This is a genomic window from Rubritepida flocculans DSM 14296, from assembly GCF_000425365.1.
Classification (GTDB): domain Bacteria; phylum Pseudomonadota; class Alphaproteobacteria; order Acetobacterales; family Acetobacteraceae; genus Roseococcus; species Roseococcus flocculans.
Genome location: NZ_AUDH01000023.1, coordinates 20,303 through 36,118 on the forward strand (window position 1 = coordinate 20,303; position 15,816 = coordinate 36,118).

The 15,816-nt window shown below is 70.3% G+C and carries 15 protein-coding genes; 5 read left to right on the forward strand and 10 right to left on the reverse strand.

Annotation, left to right across the window (positions count from 1 at the left end; translation table 11 throughout):
• Positions 1-58: 58 nt before the first annotated feature.
• From H596_RS23035 to H596_RS0114870, 10 genes are all read right to left on the reverse strand, one after another.
• Positions 59-2,479, reverse strand: coding sequence for a phage/plasmid primase, P4 family (locus tag H596_RS23035; protein WP_051213139.1), 2,421 nt, complete (start codon positions 2,477-2,479; stop codon positions 59-61).
• Positions 2,440-3,201: an isoleucyl-tRNA synthetase gene (locus H596_RS0114830; RefSeq protein ID WP_037301630.1), complete on the reverse strand. Its 762-nt coding sequence runs from the start codon at positions 3,199-3,201 to the stop codon at positions 2,440-2,442. Before H596_RS0114830 ends, H596_RS23035 begins: the two co-directional genes overlap by 40 nt.
• On the reverse strand, positions 3,201-3,407 hold the full coding sequence (locus tag H596_RS24635) for a DUF6511 domain-containing protein (RefSeq protein ID WP_027285547.1): 207 nt from the start codon (positions 3,405-3,407) through the stop codon (positions 3,201-3,203). Before H596_RS24635 ends, H596_RS0114830 begins: the two co-directional genes overlap by 1 nt.
• Positions 3,408-3,626: 219 nt before the next feature.
• Complete coding sequence (locus H596_RS0114840; RefSeq protein WP_027285548.1) at positions 3,627-5,351, reverse strand: DEAD/DEAH box helicase; 1,725 nt, start codon at positions 5,349-5,351, stop codon at positions 3,627-3,629.
• A 14-nt stretch (positions 5,352-5,365) separates the two neighbouring features.
• On the reverse strand, positions 5,366-6,007 hold the full coding sequence (locus H596_RS0114845) for a hypothetical protein (protein WP_027285549.1): 642 nt from the start codon (positions 6,005-6,007) through the stop codon (positions 5,366-5,368).
• 3 nt (positions 6,008-6,010) lie between these two features.
• The gene (locus tag H596_RS0114850) at positions 6,011-6,925 is read right to left on the reverse strand and encodes an ATP-binding protein (RefSeq protein ID WP_245584026.1); all 915 of its coding nucleotides are present in this window, start codon (positions 6,923-6,925) and stop codon (positions 6,011-6,013) included.
• Positions 6,922-7,224, reverse strand: a complete 303-nt coding sequence (locus H596_RS0114855; RefSeq protein ID WP_037301633.1) for a hypothetical protein — start codon at positions 7,222-7,224, stop codon at positions 6,922-6,924. The genes H596_RS0114850 and H596_RS0114855 overlap by 4 nt, the downstream gene beginning before the upstream one ends.
• Positions 7,225-7,371: 147 nt before the next feature.
• Positions 7,372-7,584, reverse strand: a complete 213-nt coding sequence (locus H596_RS0114860) for a helix-turn-helix transcriptional regulator (protein WP_027285552.1) — start codon at positions 7,582-7,584, stop codon at positions 7,372-7,374.
• Positions 7,585-7,758: 174 nt separating this feature from the next.
• On the reverse strand, positions 7,759-9,585 hold the full coding sequence (locus H596_RS23040; RefSeq protein WP_169579878.1) for a 7-cyano-7-deazaguanine synthase: 1,827 nt from the start codon (positions 9,583-9,585) through the stop codon (positions 7,759-7,761).
• A 62-nt stretch (positions 9,586-9,647) separates the two neighbouring features.
• Positions 9,648-10,436 carry a hypothetical protein gene (locus H596_RS0114870; protein WP_027285553.1) on the reverse strand — a complete coding sequence of 263 codons (789 nt, stop codon included), beginning with the start codon at positions 10,434-10,436 and terminating at the stop codon, positions 9,648-9,650.
• A gap of 518 nt (positions 10,437-10,954) precedes the next feature.
• Between H596_RS0114870 and H596_RS0114875 the strand changes: the two genes are divergently transcribed.
• The 5 genes from H596_RS0114875 to darT all read left to right on the forward strand — a co-directional run bounded on the left by H596_RS0114875 (position 10,955) and on the right by darT (position 15,799).
• Positions 10,955-11,458 carry a DUF2924 domain-containing protein gene (locus H596_RS0114875; RefSeq protein ID WP_156910140.1) on the forward strand — a complete coding sequence of 168 codons (504 nt, stop codon included), beginning with the start codon at positions 10,955-10,957 and terminating at the stop codon, positions 11,456-11,458.
• Positions 11,455-12,789, forward strand: a complete 1,335-nt coding sequence (locus H596_RS0114880) for a recombinase family protein (RefSeq protein WP_027285555.1) — start codon at positions 11,455-11,457, stop codon at positions 12,787-12,789. Before H596_RS0114875 ends, H596_RS0114880 begins: the two co-directional genes overlap by 4 nt.
• Positions 12,786-13,226: a hypothetical protein gene (locus tag H596_RS21835; RefSeq protein WP_211225287.1), complete on the forward strand. Its 441-nt coding sequence runs from the start codon at positions 12,786-12,788 to the stop codon at positions 13,224-13,226. The genes H596_RS0114880 and H596_RS21835 overlap by 4 nt, the downstream gene beginning before the upstream one ends.
• 90 nt (positions 13,227-13,316) lie before the next feature.
• Positions 13,317-15,152: a type I restriction-modification system subunit M gene (locus tag H596_RS0114890; protein WP_027285556.1), complete on the forward strand. Its 1,836-nt coding sequence runs from the start codon at positions 13,317-13,319 to the stop codon at positions 15,150-15,152.
• A complete protein-coding gene (darT, locus tag H596_RS0114895; protein ID WP_027285557.1) occupies positions 15,149-15,799 on the forward strand; it encodes a type II toxin-antitoxin system toxin DNA ADP-ribosyl transferase DarT in 651 nt (216 codons plus the stop codon). Before H596_RS0114890 ends, darT begins: the two co-directional genes overlap by 4 nt.
• Positions 15,800-15,816 lie beyond the last annotated feature (17 nt).

The following is a 15,816-nucleotide window of genomic DNA, read 5'->3' on the forward strand; positions in this document are numbered from 1 at the left end:
CGCACGCGAGGGCATCAATAGGGGAGTGACGCGTCAATCCGTCACAATCGGTCATCGCTCAGAACTCCATCTCGATTTCGGAATGGGTTGTGTTCGCGCGCAGGCGCAGGCCGATGAAGCAGCGCTGCGCGCTGGTGCGGTGGGGCGAAAACCCGCGCGCGCTCAGCGTCTGCGAGAAGCGCTTGATCGAGCCGACGAATTCGCCGCTGGCTTCGGCCCAGGCCTTCCACGACGCGTAGAGGGCCGCAGTCGCCTCGCTGTGCTGGCTGCCGCGCTCGCAGCACTCCTCGATCCACCGCCCCAGCGCGTCCTCGGCCTCGAAGTACTCGTCGGTGGCGGCGAGCACGGTGGCGGGCGGGCGGAGCCCGATCCGCTGCCATTCGAGGCAGCCCTCGATCGCCCAGGCGAGGATGCCGTCGCGCTCCGCGAGCAGCCGCTCGGGCAGCCGCTTGTCGCGCCGGGCGGGCGGGATGGTGACCGTGAACGGCACCATGTGCAGCCGCCGCCGCATCGCCTCGTCGACATTGCGGATCGCTGGCTTGTGGTTGCCCGCGACCAGCAGCTTGAACTGCGGGGTGAACTCGAAAAAGTCCTGCCGCATGAAGCGCGCGGTGATGCGGTCGCCCCCCGTAAGCGCCTTGAGCTTGCTCTCGGCCCAGCGGCTGCCCTGCTCGGTCTCGATCGAGGTGACGATGCGGGCGCCGCGCAGCCCGGCCATGTCGGTCGGATGGCGTTCGCCGCTGGTCGCCATGAACATGTCCATGGGCGCGACGGTGGCGTAGTCGCCGAGGAGGGCGGTGAGCGTGTTGAGGAACACCGACTTGCCGTTGGCGCCGGTGCCGTAGAGGAAGAACAGCGCGTGCTCGGTGGTCACGCCGGTGAGCGCGTAGCCGACCACCCGGCGGAGGTAGGCCTGCAGCTCGGCGTCGCCGCCCGTGACCTGGGCGAGGAAGGCGAGCCAAGCCGGGCAGTCGCCCCGGGGCGCGGCGGTGGTGATCTTGGTCATGCAGAGGGCGCGGTCGTGCGGGGCGAGCGCGCCGCTGCGCAGATCCACGACGCCGGCCGGGGTGTTCAGCAGCCAGGGATCGCGGTCCCAGACCTCGGCGGTGGTGGCGTGGCGCCGATCGGCGCGCGCCAGGCGCTCGACGGCGGCGACGGTTGCGGCCTGGGAGAGCTTCGTGCGGACCCTGGCGTTGTTGGCGCGGTTGGCCGCGGCGCGGCAGACGTGGCGGGCGAGGTCGAAGGCGCGCAGCGTGCCCTCGCGCTCCCAGCGCGTTCCGGTCCAGGTGAGCCAGGCGCCCCAGACCGCGACATGCCGCCAGTCCTCGCCATGCTGCGCGCTGAACGCGGCGGCGAGGGCGTCCTCGGTGAAGCCGACCGGCAGCGGGCCATCGTCGCCCGGCCCATCGCCCTCGGCTACGGCCTGGTCGGGCTCGCCTGCACCTGTGCCGGGGTGACTGGCCTCGGCGCGGCGCCACAGCCGCTCCGCCTCCTGGCGCAGCCGGTCCTCGGGCCAGGGCGGGCTGATCCGTGCGGCGTTGTAGTCCTGGATCTCCTGCCAAGCCTGGGCCGCGGTGACGAAGCCGTCCTGGCAGCGGCGGATCCAGTAGCCGATGATGCGGGAGAGCGCCTCGAAGCGGGTGAGGCCATCGGCGCCGCCCTCGCGCACCACCTGGGCGAAGAGCTCGGTCACCTCGCCGCGGCCGGCGCCGTTGAAGTCGAGCGGGTCCTCCGCCGGGTCCGGCGCCACCTCGCTGCCCACCCCCGCCAGGGGCGGCATGGCGAGCACCGCCTCGGCGAACTCCGTGAGGTCGCGGTCCGCGCCGCCCGAGGAGAGGATGGCGACCAGCCTCGGCTGCCCGCCCTTGGCATGGACAGACCCGGCGACGCGGATCGGCTGGTGCGCCGAGCGGAAGGCCGGATCGCCGCCGACCTTCACCGCGATCGCGTGCCGCAGCCGGCACACCGTGGCCAGGTCCTCGCCGGTGGCCGGCTCGGTGAGCCGCCAGTAGAGGTGGAGCTTCGCCTGGCCCTCCGGCGTGACGCCGCCGGAGGCGACCTCGAGGCTGGGCGGGCCGAGGTGCCGGACCAGATGCGCCCGCTTCGCGGCGATGTCGCCGCCGTCGAGATCGACCAGCACCACCTGCATCTGCACGATGTGCTCGGCGCTGGCCTGGCCGGGTGCGACGACCGTGCCGGGGATGACGTAGAGCGCCATGCCCGCCTCGGCGGCCCAGCGCGCCTGCACGGCGAGCTTCGCCGGCAGATCGGCATCGGCCGGCAGGAAGGGCGTGTGCGGCGCGCGGTCGGGCCCGCCCTTCTCGGCCAGCGCGCGGACCGCGACCCAGCCCTCGCACCAGCCGAAGACCATGTCGGCATAGGCCGCGACCATGGCGGGATCGGGGGCGACCGGCATCGGCGGGTTCACCTCGGCGGCGCTCATGACCAGCACCGCGTGCGCCAGGGGCAGCGCGCACATTCGGGGTGATCGGGCTCGGCGGCGATGCGCGGCAGCCACTCGCCGGCGTCGCAGGCCTGCAGGACGCGCACCGCCTTGTCGCTGGTGGCCTGGGCCAGCGCGCCGTCGAAGGGCACCAGCTCGTGGTGCAGCTCGGCGGTGTCCTTGTTCACCGCGGTGAACAGGGCCGGCGCCTCGGTCAGGCCCATGTACGCCTGGTAGAGCGCGACCTGCGCCGCGTAGATCGGCTTGGCCGCGGCGACGCCGCGCCGGACGATCTCCTTCCAGTTGCGGGCGTTGGCCGACTTGCATTCCCACAGCGCCGGGACGGCGACGACGCTCTGGGCGGAGGCTGGCGCTGCCACGACCACGCCGTCGATGTGGCCCTGCACGCGGCCGGCCGCGACCGAGAAGCCGAACTGCTCGCCGCTGCGGCTGCGGGTGCGCAGGTCGAAGCCGGCGCGCCGGAGCCAGCCGATCGCCAGATCCTCGAAGACATGCCCCACCGCGAAGACGCGGAGCGTCTGGCCCGAGAAGCCGGTGTCCGGGTCGCGCGGGACGTCGAGGAACTCGTACTGCAGGCGCCGCGCGCAGGGATCGCCCAGCCGCGAGCCGCCGAGATACTCGCGGCGCGCCCGCGTGCCGTTCTCCGCCACCAGCGCCGCGTCGATCAGGGCGTTGATCGCCTCGGCCGCGGTGGGCGGCTTCGGGCGGTGATTGAAGTCGAGGCTACCGTCGGCCATCAGAACGGCACCTCCGGCGTTCCGCTGGAGGCGGAGGCGCGCATGGCGTCCTGGAAGGCGCCGACGGCCACCTCCGCGAGCGTCAACACCTGCTGCTCCGACAGCGCGTTGAGGGCCGTGGTCCAGCCGATCTCGGCCATCACCTCGGCCATCGCCCGCATGGCGGCGCGGAGGGCAGCGCGCTCGTGTTCGGTGAGGTCAACCATGGCGGTGGACCGCCGCACCAAGCGCACCCACCAGCCCTGGCAGGTGATGGAGCAGAAGGAGACCGAGGACGGGCCCCATCGCGGCTTGCCGCGATGGGAACCCGGAAGCGGCGGCTTCGCCGAGGTCGGGTCGAACCAGCCGAAGCCGCGCTCCGGCCGCCGGCACACGGCGCAGAGCGAGCGAGGTGCGGGTGCCAGGGGCATAATCGGTCGCCGGCGTCATGCCGCCCTCCCCGGGACCCCATCGCGGCTTGCCGCGATGGGAACCCGACCCAGGCCGCTGGGGAACACCGCGGCCAGGATCTGCTGCCGGTGCCAGAGGAAGTTCAGCCGGCAGTTCGCCGCGTATTTCGACAGGCCGAAGTCCAGCGCCGGATCGGCGTCGCCGGCCTTGACCAGCAGCTCGCGCTGGCGCGGGCTGGCGGGGTGGTTTAGCCACATCCGGCTCTTGGTGGCGGCGGCCCCGGTCTCGGCCTGGCGCAGGAAGTCGTCGGCCCCGGCCAGGACCTGCGCGCGCTCGCCGACCCCGAGATGACGCAGCCGCCCCTGGCGCAGCTTGCCGACGGCGTGCCAGTGCTCCCCGTCGAAGAACACCCCGGCCCAGGCGTCGAAGCCGCAGGCGATCATCGCGTGGCCGTCGCCATGCATGTCCCACCATCGGAAGGGCGAGCGGTCCAGGAGGTCGATCTCGGTCAGCCCGAAGCGCTGCAGCGGGCGCGTCTCGCGAAGCTTTCGCTCCCAGACATGGCCGCAGAAGGGGCAGGCGATGGTGCCGAGCGGCACCTCGGCCGCGCAGTCCGGGCAGGTCTTGTAGGGCGCCTGGCCCGGCTCGGCGTCCTCCTCCTCGGCAAGCATGCCGTCATGCTCGATCGAGCCGTGGCGCTGCGCCGCGCCGGCGAAGTCGAGGACGACGCAGTCGGTCTTCACCACGCCCGGGAAGCGCTCGGGATCCACCTTGCGCAGCCCCCGCCCGATCGCCTGGACGAAGGTGCCGCGGTGGAGCATCGGGCGGAGCACGACGATGCAGCCGACCGGCTGGCTGTCGAAGCCCTCGGTCAGCACCATGCAGTTGGTGATCACCTGCACCTCGCCGCGGTCGAAGCGGGCGAGTAGCGCCGCACGCTCCTTCGCCGGCATCTCGCCGGTCACCGTCGCGGCGGTGATCCCGGCGGCGCGGAAGGCGGCGGCGACCGCCTCGGCGTGGGCGACGGTGGCGCAGAAGGCGATGGTGCGGCGATCCGAGGCGCGCTCGCGCCAGTGCTCGACCACCGCCTCGTTCACCACCGCCCGGTTCAGCACCCTGGCCGCGGCGTCCATGTCGTAGTCGCCGGCCGTCGCGCCGACCTGATCCAGGTCGTCGGAGACGCCGATGTCGATGGTGAAGGTGCGCGGCGGCACCAGGATGCCCTGGGCGATCAGGGCCGAGATCGGCAGGTGGAAGGCGATGTTCGAGAAGGTCTTGCGAAGGCTGCGGCCGTCGCCGCGCTCCGGGGTGGCCGACAGGCCGAGCAGCTTCAGCTTCGGGTTGGCGGCGCGGGCGTCGGCGATGATGGCCTGGTAGCTGTCGGCGGCCGCGCGGTGGCACTCGTCGATGACGAGGTGCGACACCTGCCCCATGCGGGTGCGCCGCGCGGAGCGGGCCAGCGTCTGCACGCTGCCGAACACCACCTGGCCGGACCAGTCGTCCCGCTCGGCCTTCACGACCGAGGCGGAGAGGCCGGCGACCCGACCGATGGTCGCGCGGTTCTGCTCGATCAGCTCGTCCGTGTGCTGCAGCACCAGGATGCGGGCGCCGGGCTCGGCCGCCGCCTCCTCGCCGATGTAGAAGCCGGCAACCACGGTCTTGCCGGCGCCCACGGGAAGCGCGACCAGCGTATTGCCCTCCGTCGCGGTCTTGGCGCGGGCGGCGTCCACCGCCGCCCGCTGGTAGTCGCGCGGGATCATGGCGGCCCTCCCGCTCAGCGCGCCCAGAAGGGCGCGTTGCCCGCGGCGGCGGGCGGCTGGGCCGGCTGGGCGGACGCCCAGGGCGGCGCCGCGGCGCCGGTCGCCGGGGCCGCCGGGCCGGGCGGCATGGGCTGCGCCGGCGCCGCCCCCATCAGACGGGCGTAGTCGGCATGCTCGGGCCCGATCGCGGCGGCGATGACGTTGCGGCCCGGGCCGCGCGGGTCGTCGCGGTCCTTCTCGACGCCGATGCGGGCGAGGAACTCCATCCCGTTCAGGTCGCCGTAGCCGCGGATGGTGCGCGCGGCGCGGGCTCGGTCGGAGGTGTCCTTCGCGGCGATGCCGCGCGCGCTCTCCAGGATCCCGCGGATCAGGGCGCGGCCGCGATTGGCGTAGGTGTCGTCGCCCTGGCCACCCTTGCCGCGCAGGCCGATGCGCGTGAAGACGCGCCGCCGCGCATGCGGCCCCTCCACGATCACCGCCTCGGTGTTGAGGTACTGCGCCTCGCTGGTGCGGCTCTGCGTCACCCAGCCCTCCGGGCCGACGCCGCCGGGCCGGATGGTGAGGCGGACCTTCGCCAGCGTGCCGGCGGGAATGGGCTCGAAGGCGTCCTGCTGCGCCTCGGCGCCGTTGAAGTCGTGCGTGAAGCTGCCGGACATGGCTCAGCCCTCCTGCGCCGTCGTGCTGGTGGTGGGGGTCGCGGGCGCCGCCGCGGGCAGTCCGACCTGCAACTGCGCCGCGGGCGGCGATGCGAGCGGACGGCGGATCTTCTCCATCAGCCGGGCGAGATGCGGCTCCTCGATCGTGGCGAGGCGGCCGCTGCGGTCCTTCGCCGGGAAGCCGTAGGGGTTCAGCGTGGTGCAGACGAAGGCGCGGTACGGCCGGCCGTCCTCGGTGCGCAGCTCCGCCATGGTGATCAGCTCGTCGACCACGCCGGGCAACTCGAGCCCCGTCTTGGTGCCCTCGATCTGCAGCGCGAAGAACGGCCGGTTGAAGTCGTCGAGCCTCTTGTCGAGGATGCCGACCAGCCAGACGTTCTTGTCCGGCGTGTGCTGCAGGTGCGTCAGCCAGCCGATCATCTCCTGGCCGAGCAGGCCGTAGGCGCCGCGCAGGTCGGGCTTGCCGCTGCGGTCGGAGACCGCCTGCGGCTGGCCCTTGCACCACTGCAGGCAGAGCCGCGAGGCGACGGTGATCGAGTCCACGAAGACCGTCCGGTACTTCGCGAGCTGCGCGGGGCTGCCGAAGGCCTCGCAGACGCGGGCGTAGTGCGCCGCGCCGTAGGGCTGGTCGTCGCGCATCGCGGGGTTGGGCCCGCCGATCCAGCAGGCGAGGTCGCGCGCCATCTCCCAGCTGCGCACGCGCACCTCGTCGCCGGGCCAGCCCTGCACGGCGAGCTCGCCGGCCTCGAGGTTGACGAACAGCGTGCGGCCCGCGTCCAGCGTCCACAGCTGCGAGGTCTTGCCGATGCCGGAGATGCCGGTCAGCACGCCCTTGATGCCGCGCTGCTCGGCCATCCGCTCGTCGGCGGTGATGATGCGGAAGCCGCCCGGCGGCCGGCTGTCGAAGGGCGCGCTCACTTGCGGCGCTCCTCGAAGCGGACGGCGGCCTCCACGGCGAGATCCGCGCCGCGGGCACCGGCGCGGCGCGCGCGGTCGTGCAGCTGCTTCAGCGCGGTAACGCGGCGGTAGATCGCGTCCGCCTCGTCGCCGAGCGCCTGGATGGCGAAGGCGACGTCGTCCACCGTCGCGTCGGTGACCGCCTTGCTGAGCGGCTGGCCGTATTCGCCGAGCTCGCCGGTGCGGACGCTGTCCGGCAGGTCGGCCAGCGCGTATGAGGACTCGCGGAGCCGCTGCAGCGGCGTCGTGGTCTTGAACATGGGAGCTCGACTCCTTCGTCGTCGCGCTCCTGGTCCGTCGATGCAGGTGCTGCCGGGCCCCGACGCAGCGGAGCTGACCGTCCCGGTGTTCCCGCCTCGCGGCGGTGTTGCATTCCCAGGAAGACCCGGCAGGAAAGCCGGGCGCGGTCAGGCGGCGTTGCGGGCGTCGGAGACGGCGGCGCTGGAGGTGCGCAGCTGCGCCGCCTCGTACGCCTCGATGTCCTCGAGGCGATAGGCGACGCGGCCGCCGATCTTCAGGAAGCGCGGCCCCTGGCCGAGCCAGCGCCAGCGCTCCAGCGTGCGCGGGCTGAGACACCAGCGGCGCGCCAACTCGGACTGGGTGAGATGCTTCGTCCCCATGGTCCACTCCATCGTCCTTCGCGGAGGCGGCGCCGACACGCGCCACCGCTCCTTGAATGCGAAGAATTTCAGGGACTTAGGGGGAAACTTATATAGACAGCGCCGATTTTTCTTGTGACATCACGGCGGCGGAAACCGGCGGAAAACCGAGATCAAGGCCCGCCAAGTGTGACGTCAGGGCGATGTGGTTGTGACATCGGGCGCTACCGTGGGGCCTCCAGGAATGGTCAAAGTCCCGATGTCGGCGAGCGAAAGCTCACGCAGCGCGGGGTTCAGCCGATAGCCGGATCGCTGGCGGTTTTCGATGAAGCTGTTCTGGTCGAGGGGCAGGCCAAGCGCGACGGCAAGCGGTTCAATGGCCTCTCTGAGCCGCCGGATCTGGGTGCGCAGGGACGGCTCGCTGATCTTGAGTCGGCCCGCGAGCACGTGGGGCGGCATGAACGGCACCTCGCGCCCGTCCTTCTTCGCGCTCCGGAAATCCGCCAGAAGCTCTTCCACGACTCGGAAGTTCGCCTCAGTCAGTGTGGTGCCGTCCCGGAACACGACCTTACGCCTCGTCTCGTCGATCGCGAACTCGAACACAGGAGCAGAGAGCCGATCGACGAAATCCTTGACCTGCTTGTCGTAGTTGTCCTGGGGCGGCGGCTCGATGCTGCTGCGCGCGAGGCAGAGGGATATGAGCGATCCTGCCGGCAGCGCGTTCCTCGCGAGATCGGCGGCATGATCCCGGATGCCCTTCTCGATGACCGCATTGACCGCTGCGGCCTGACGCTGGAAGAGGTCGTACAGGCGATCGCCCGCCTCGGTCGGCGAAAGCCCCGGGAAGTGGCCGAGCGCGGCGACGACTTCCGGGAATTCGGCCGGGAACCGCTCCCTGGTGGTGCCGGCGATCTTTCGGAAGAAGGACACGTAGCTCACCGCCATCCGGCGATCGTCGCTCGTGCTGCGATCCGCCGTCAGCAGATCGACCTTGTAGTTCGACGCAGGCTCGTGGGCGCCGAGGCCGGCAGCGAGGATGGCGAAGCGTCGGTCGATGCACTGCGAGCACTCGCCGCAATGCGGGTGCTCCCTGGTCCGGCGATACGGTCTGGTGCAGCTGTTCGTCAGTGGCAGGAGATCGACCATGCCCGCATCCTGCACGAGCCTGGCAACCTCGCTTTTCGTCAGCCACTGCAATGGATTCTCGATCGAGAAGGAGCGATCCAGGAGTAGGGAGAACAGCTCCTCGAGGCCGCGAAAAACCCGAGGATGCGTGGTGCGCGTGGCCCGACCGCCAACGACATCGCCTGCCATGGGCGGATTGATGCTGACGACGCCATTCTCATAGAAGGTGAGGCTGTCCTTGCCGGACATGCGCGCGATGACCAGGCCGAGGCACGCGAACAGGAACGACCGGCTCCGCTGCGAAAAGTCGACGGCCTGGCTGTTCTCGTTTGTCACCCAGACAGGAATGTAGGCGATTCGACGCTCGAGGCCGCGCTCCTTCAGCCTCTCGACAAGCGTCTCTTGCACGTTCCTCACCTTGGACGACGAGGAATGCCCGACCAGGCAGACCGAGCGCTTGCGCATGACGAGGTCCTGCAGCGCGCCTGCGAACGAGTCGAGGCCGCCCGAGAACATCGCAATCACGTCATGGTCGGCCGACGCGTCGACGAAATTGTCGAAGTAGAGGTCGCGGGGATAGAAGGGGTCCCTCGCCTGACGGAACTCGAAGGAGTAGCTGTCGTCGGAGAGGAAGCCGAGCGTCTCGGCGAGCAGGCGCTGCACCTCCTGCTGCTGCCAGATGGCCAGCTTACGCACCGGGATCGCGAAATGGAGGTTGCGCCGCCAGCTCTCGGCGAAGTTGGCCAGGGTGGTCCTTCCTCGGCCAACTCGCTGGTCCGCACAATAGACATAGGCGGCGATTTCAAGCAGATCGATCAACAGGTCGGGCACGTTCGCGACCATCGCGCGCGTGATGTAGTCGATGCGCAGATTGACGTTCTTGCCCTCGCCGTGCACGTTTAAAACCACAGCATCGTCCTGTGACGGCATAGCGACGCCGCACTCTATCCGGGTTCTCTTCACGGCATGCCCTTCCGCTTGCCGAGCTCGCGGCGCAACTTTTCAGACGCGTAGCTGGCGAAATTCTTAAGGTCGTCCCGCGTCAGGATTTTGCCATCGCGATATCGGTTCTTCCCCAGCCAATCCCGCGCGAAGCCGCGCATGATGAACGACGCCTCGTCGCAATGCCGGCGGATCGCGGCGTTGAAGGCGTCAAGGTCATGGAGGGATTTCGTCACGCGCTCCGGGCCGATCATGCGATGGAGGTCCCGGTCGAGATAGTAGTGGATCACGCGCTCGACCAGCCTCGCGTAGAAGCGCTGCGCCAACTCGGCGAACACGACGGTCTTTCGCAGCGAGGCCAGGTGGTCGCGCGACTTGTCGATGATGGGCTGCCAGAGGTCGGGCTGCCGCGGTTGTAGCGTTTCGGCGAGCGCACTCAGCGCGGCCTGGTGAGCGTGTTCCCCCAGGTCCGTCCCGGTGCTCGGGAAACGCCGGTGCACGCGTTCCAGGGCGTGGTCGAATGCGACAAGGACCTCCGGGATGGATTTCGGCAGAGGCGCCTTGAAGCCAAGTTCTGCGAGTTCTTCGGCGGCTGACTCGGCACCGGCCGCTTGGGGCAGCCGCGCAAGCAGCCAGAGCGCTTCGATGAAGACGGGATCCTTGGCCGCGCGCGTCAGCGCGTCCTGACCAACATCTGTCACCGCGTCCACCAAGTCGGCGGTGGGCAGCCCGCCATCGAGAAGAAACCGGACGATTTCCGGAAGCTTGCGATGGGCCGGAAGAGTCCCAAGACGCTGGTGGCCCATGATTCACCGCGCAGCGTCCAGCCGACCAGCTGGCCAACGTCTTACCCTACGCCCGGAGGCTCCCGGAAGCACCCAAGCCAGCTCCATGAACGCCGGATCGCGGCACCGGGCCGCATTGCAAGCATGGCGAACGGATGACTGTTTCGCAATCGGGAGTAGAGAAGGGGGGCGCCGGGTAGCATGGCGAGAAGTCGCTCCGCACACCCTCCCTTGTAAGGCGGCATTCGCGCGGTTTCGCGGAGATGCTTTTTTGCACGGCGGAATGCGCTAAGCGTTTGATTTGGCTACCAAAGGGACGCTTGGCTGCGTTACGCCCTCCTGGCCATGCGGCTCCATCTCAACCAGTCGCTCCCACCCCATCTCCGCGAGGTCTGCGACCTCCTCGCCCGCGGCCTGTTGCGGCTGAGGAGCCGCGCTGCCGAGGAAGCCGCGCGCGAAGACGCGGCGGCGGGAGACACTCGCCTACACTTCGTCCCTACCCAGCGCCGTCATGCGAACCCCAGGACGAGGGAGACCGCATGATCCGCGCGAAGAAGCCGAAGCTGGCGGCGCCCGCCACGCCGCCCACCATCCCCGCCATCCCGAAGCCGGACGTGCCGGCGCGCCTCGCCGCGCTGCCCGGCCTGCCGATCGGCGAGCTGAAGGCCGAGTGGCGCCGCCTGTTCGGCACCGAGCCGCCGCCCTACAACCGGCGCTTCCTGGAAAGCCGGCTCGCCTACCGCATCCAGGAGCTGGCCTATGGCGGCCTCAGGCGCGAGACGCTGGAGCGCCTCGAGGCGCTCGGCGAGCAGTTCGACGGTAGGAACATCACCCTCCGCCGCATCCGCCACGAGCAGCGCCCGATCGCCGGCACGCGGCTGATCCGCGAGTACCAGGGCGTCGAGCATGTCGTCACCGTCACCCGCGACGGCTACGAGTGGCAGGGCCGCCCCTACCGGTCGCTCTCCGCCATCGCCCGCGCCATCACCGGCACGCGCTGGAACGGCTGGGTGTTCTTCGGCCTGCGGAAGCCCGGCACATGACCCGCCGCGACGCCGCCCTGCCGGCGAAGGTCCGGAAGCTCCGCTGCGCCGTCTACACCCGGAAGTCCACCGAGGAGGGGCTGGAGCAGGCGTTCAACTCCCTCGACGCGCAGCGCGAAGCCTGCGAGGCCTTCATCGCCTCGCAGCGCTCCGAGGGCTGGGTGCTGGTGCATGACCGCTACGACGATGGCGGCGTCTCGGGCGGTACCCTCGATCGCCCCGCGCTGAAGCGCCTGCTGGCCGACATCGAGGCCGGGCTGGTCGATGTGGTGGTGGTCTACAAGATCGACCGCCTGTCCCGCTCGCTGATGGACTTCGCCAGGCTGGTGCAGACCTTCGACGCGCACGAGGTCACCTTCGTCTCGGTGACGCAGTCCTTCAACACCACGACCAGCATGGGGCGCCTCACGCTGAACATCCTGCTCAGCTTCGCGCAGTTCGAGCGCGAGGTGATCGGCGAGCGGGTGCGCGACAAGATCGCCGCCTCCCGCGCGCGGGGCATGTGGATGGGCGGCCCCGTGCCGCTCGGCTACCGGGTCGAGAACCGCAAGCTGGTGGTGGACGAGGCGGGGGCGGCGACGGTCCGCCGCGTGTTCGAGAGGTTCGCCGAGCTGGGCTCCGCCACCCGGCTGCTGCCGGCCCTCCGGGCGGAGGGCCTCGTCACCAGGACCGGACGGCCCTTCGACAAGGGGGCGGTCTACAAGCTGCTGGTGAACCGGACCTATCTCGGCGAGGCGGTGCACAAGGGGAAATCCTACCCCGGCGAGCACGCCGCCATCATCCCCCGGGACCTCTGGGACCGGGTGCACGCCATCCTGGCCGAGAGCCCGCGCGCCCGCGCGGCGAAGAACCGCGCCCAGGCGCCGGCGCTGCTGCGCGGCCTGCTGTTCGGGCCGGACGGGCGGGCGATGTCGCCGACCCACACCCGGAAGAAGGGCCGGCTCTACCGCTACTACGTCAGCCAGGCGGTGCTGCAGGGCGGGGCGAACGACGCGCCGCACCGCCGCCTGCCGGCCGGGGAGATCGAGGGGCTGGTGATGGCGCAGGTCCGCGCCCTGCTGCGCCAGCCGGAGGTCGTCGTCGGCACCTGGCGGGCGGCGCGGGCGGAGGCGCCGGACCTCACCGAGGCGGAGGTGCGCGAGGCGCTCGGGCGGCTCGATCCGCTCTGGGACGAGCTGTTCCCCGGCGAGCAGGAGCGGATCGTGCGGCTGCTGGTCGAGCGCGTGACCGTCACCGAGGGCGGGGCGGAGATCCGGCTGAACCTGGAAGGGCTCGCCGGGCTCGCCCGCGAGTGGGCGGCGAAGCAGCCGCGGGAGCGCATGGCGGCATGACCAGCGTGACGGTGGTGGTGCCGATGACCATCCGGCGCCGCGGCGGGCGGAAGCGGATCATCGGGCCGGACGGGGCGCCGATCCGCACTGGCGACGACGTGCCGGGGGCAGCCGAAACGCGCGGCGACCCGGCGCTGGTGAAGGCGCTGGCGCGGGCGTTCCGGTGGCGGCGCATGCTGGAGGAGGGGCGGTATGGGTCGATTCGCGAACTCGCCGCCGCGGAACAGATGGAGCGCACGTCCGTCGCCCGTGCCCTCGGCCTCACCCTGCTCGCGCCCGACATCGTGGAAGCCGTCCTCGACGGTCGCGAGCCGGTCGCCCTCTCCGTCGCATCCTTCCGTCGCGGCCTCCCGGACGCCTGGGAGGCCCAGTGGGCTACGCTGGTCGGCGCCGGCACCGCGGCGCAGGTCGGCCGCGGGCCCCTGGGGCGCGGATGACAGGGCGGCAATGCCCGGGCACAGTAATGGACCGTCGAACCGCTCCCGCGCCCGTCTCGGTCTGTCCGGAGCCTCCATAGAGCCTACCGCATGAGCTATGCTGGCCTCTCGTCCCTGATCTGGTCCGTCGCCGATCTGCTGCGCGGCGACTACAAGCCCTCCGAATACGGCCGGGTCATCCTGCCATTCACCGTGCTACGCCGCCTCGACTGCGTGCTGGCGCCCACCAAGGCCGAGGTGCTGGCGAAGAAGGCGGAATGCGAGAAGCGGGGCCTCAACCCGGAACCCTTCCTCACGCGCCTCACCGGCGTGCCCTTCGCCAATACCTCCTCCCTCGATCTCGCCCGCCTGATGGGCGATCCGGACCATATCGGCCCGAACCTCGCCGCCTACATCCAGGGCTTCTCTGCCCCCGTGCGCGACATCTTCGAGCGCTTCCGCTTCGCCGAGCAGACCGACCGGCTGCAGAAGGCGGGCCTGCTCTACCAGGTCACGGAGCGTTTCGTCGGCTTCGACCTCAGCCCCGCCGCCGTCAGCAACCACGACATGGGCCTCGCCTTCGAGGAGCTGATCCGTAAGTTCGCCGAGATCTCCAACGAGACCGCCGGTGAGCACTTCACGCCGCGCGACGTCATCAAGCTGATGGTCAACCTGCTGTTCATCGAAGACAACGACATCCTCACCCCCGGCAACCCGGCGGTGCGCACCATCTATGACCCCACCGCCGGCACCGGCGGCATGCTCTCCGTCGCAGGCGAGCATCTGCTGGCGCACAACCCTGCCGCGCGGCTGACCATGTTCGGCCAGGAGCTGAACGACGAGAGCTACGCCATCTGCAAGGCGGACATGCTCATCAAGGGCCAGGACGTGCGCAACATCGTCCCCGGCAACACGCTCTCGGACGACGGACACCCGACGCAGAAGTTCGACTACATGCTCTCCAACCCGCCCTTCGGCGTGGAGTGGAAGAAGGTCGAGAAGGAGGTCCGGCGCGAGCACGAGCAGCTGGGCCACGCGGGGCGCTTCGGCCCCGGTCTGCCTCGCATCTCGGACGGCTCGCTCTTGTTCCTGCTGCATCTGCTCTCGAAGATGCGCCCGGCGCAGGAGGGCGGCAGCCGGATCGGCATCGTGCTCAACGGCTCGCCGCTGTTCACCGGCGGCGCCGGCTCGGGCGAGAGCGAGATCCGCCGCCATGTGCTGGAGAACGACCTGGTGGAGACGATCATCGCGCTGCCCACTGACATGTTCTTCAACACCGGCATCGCCACCTATGTCTGGATCCTGACCAACCGCAAGCCAGCACATCGGCGCGGCCTGGTGCAGCTCATCGACGCCTCGTCGCTGTGGCAGAAGATGCGCAAGAGCCTCGGTTCCAAGCGCAAGGAGATGGTCGAGGAAGACATCGCCGCCGTCACCCGCCTGTTCGGCGAGGCGGCGGAGGCCGATCTCGCCACCATCACCGATGCCACCGGCAAAACGACCCGCGTCATTCTGCGCGCGGGCGAGGCGCCGCCGGCCGCGCCGGAAGGCGGGCGCGTCAAGGTCGCCCCGCTCTCGCGCCTGATCCGCAACGAGGTGTTCGGCTACCGGCAGATCACGGTTGAGCGCCCCTTGCGCGACGAGGCGGGACGCATCGTGCTCGGCACCAAGGGCAAACAGAGGGGCAAGCCGCTGCCCGACCCGGCGCTGCGCGACACCGAGAACGTCCCCCTCGATCAGGACACCGCCGACTACCTGGCGCGCGAGGTGCTGCCGCATGCCCCCGATGCCTGGGTGGACGAGGAGAAGACGAAGATCGGCTACGAGATCCCCTTCAACCGCTTCTTCTACGTGTTCGAAGCCCCCCGGCCGCTGGAGGCGATCGATGCCGAGCTGCGGGAGGTGACGGCGCGCATCAAGGCGATGCTGGACGGGCTTGCGGCATGAGCGGGACGTGTCCCGTTCATCCCAAGATCTATCACATCCTGCATGTCGACCGTCTGCCCTCTGTGCTCGCCGACGGCTTCCTGTTCAGCGATGCGCAGATGCAGGGCCGGCAAGGCTGCGGCACCACCATCGGCATGAGCAGGATCAAGGCGCGCCGCCGGGAACTCCCGGTGGAATGCCGCCCAGGAACCTGCGTCGGCGACTACGTCCCTTTCTACTTCTGCCCGCGCTCCGTGATGCTCTATGTCATCTGGCGCGCGAACCACCCTGAGCTTGCCTACCGCGGCGGGCAGAGGCCGATCGTGACACTGGAAGCCGACCTTCACGAGGTGGTCGCCCACGCGGACGGTGCCGGGATCCCCTGGGCCTTCAGCCTGTCCAACGCCGGGGCGGCGTATGCCACCTTCCGGGCAGAGCTCCCGGCGCTGCAGGAGCTCGACTGGACGGCGATCATGGCACGCGACTTCCGCTCGCCGGAGGTGAAAGAGGCCAAGCAGGCCGAGTTCCTGTTCCACCGCCGCTTCCCCTGGCGGCTCGTGGCGCGGATCGGCGTCCAGAACACGACCACACGACAGAAGGTGGTGGACTGCTTGGCGGGGGCAGGGCACACCCCGCCTGTCGCCCTCGAGCCGGACTGGTACTATTAGGGCCGGGAGCGAGGAGC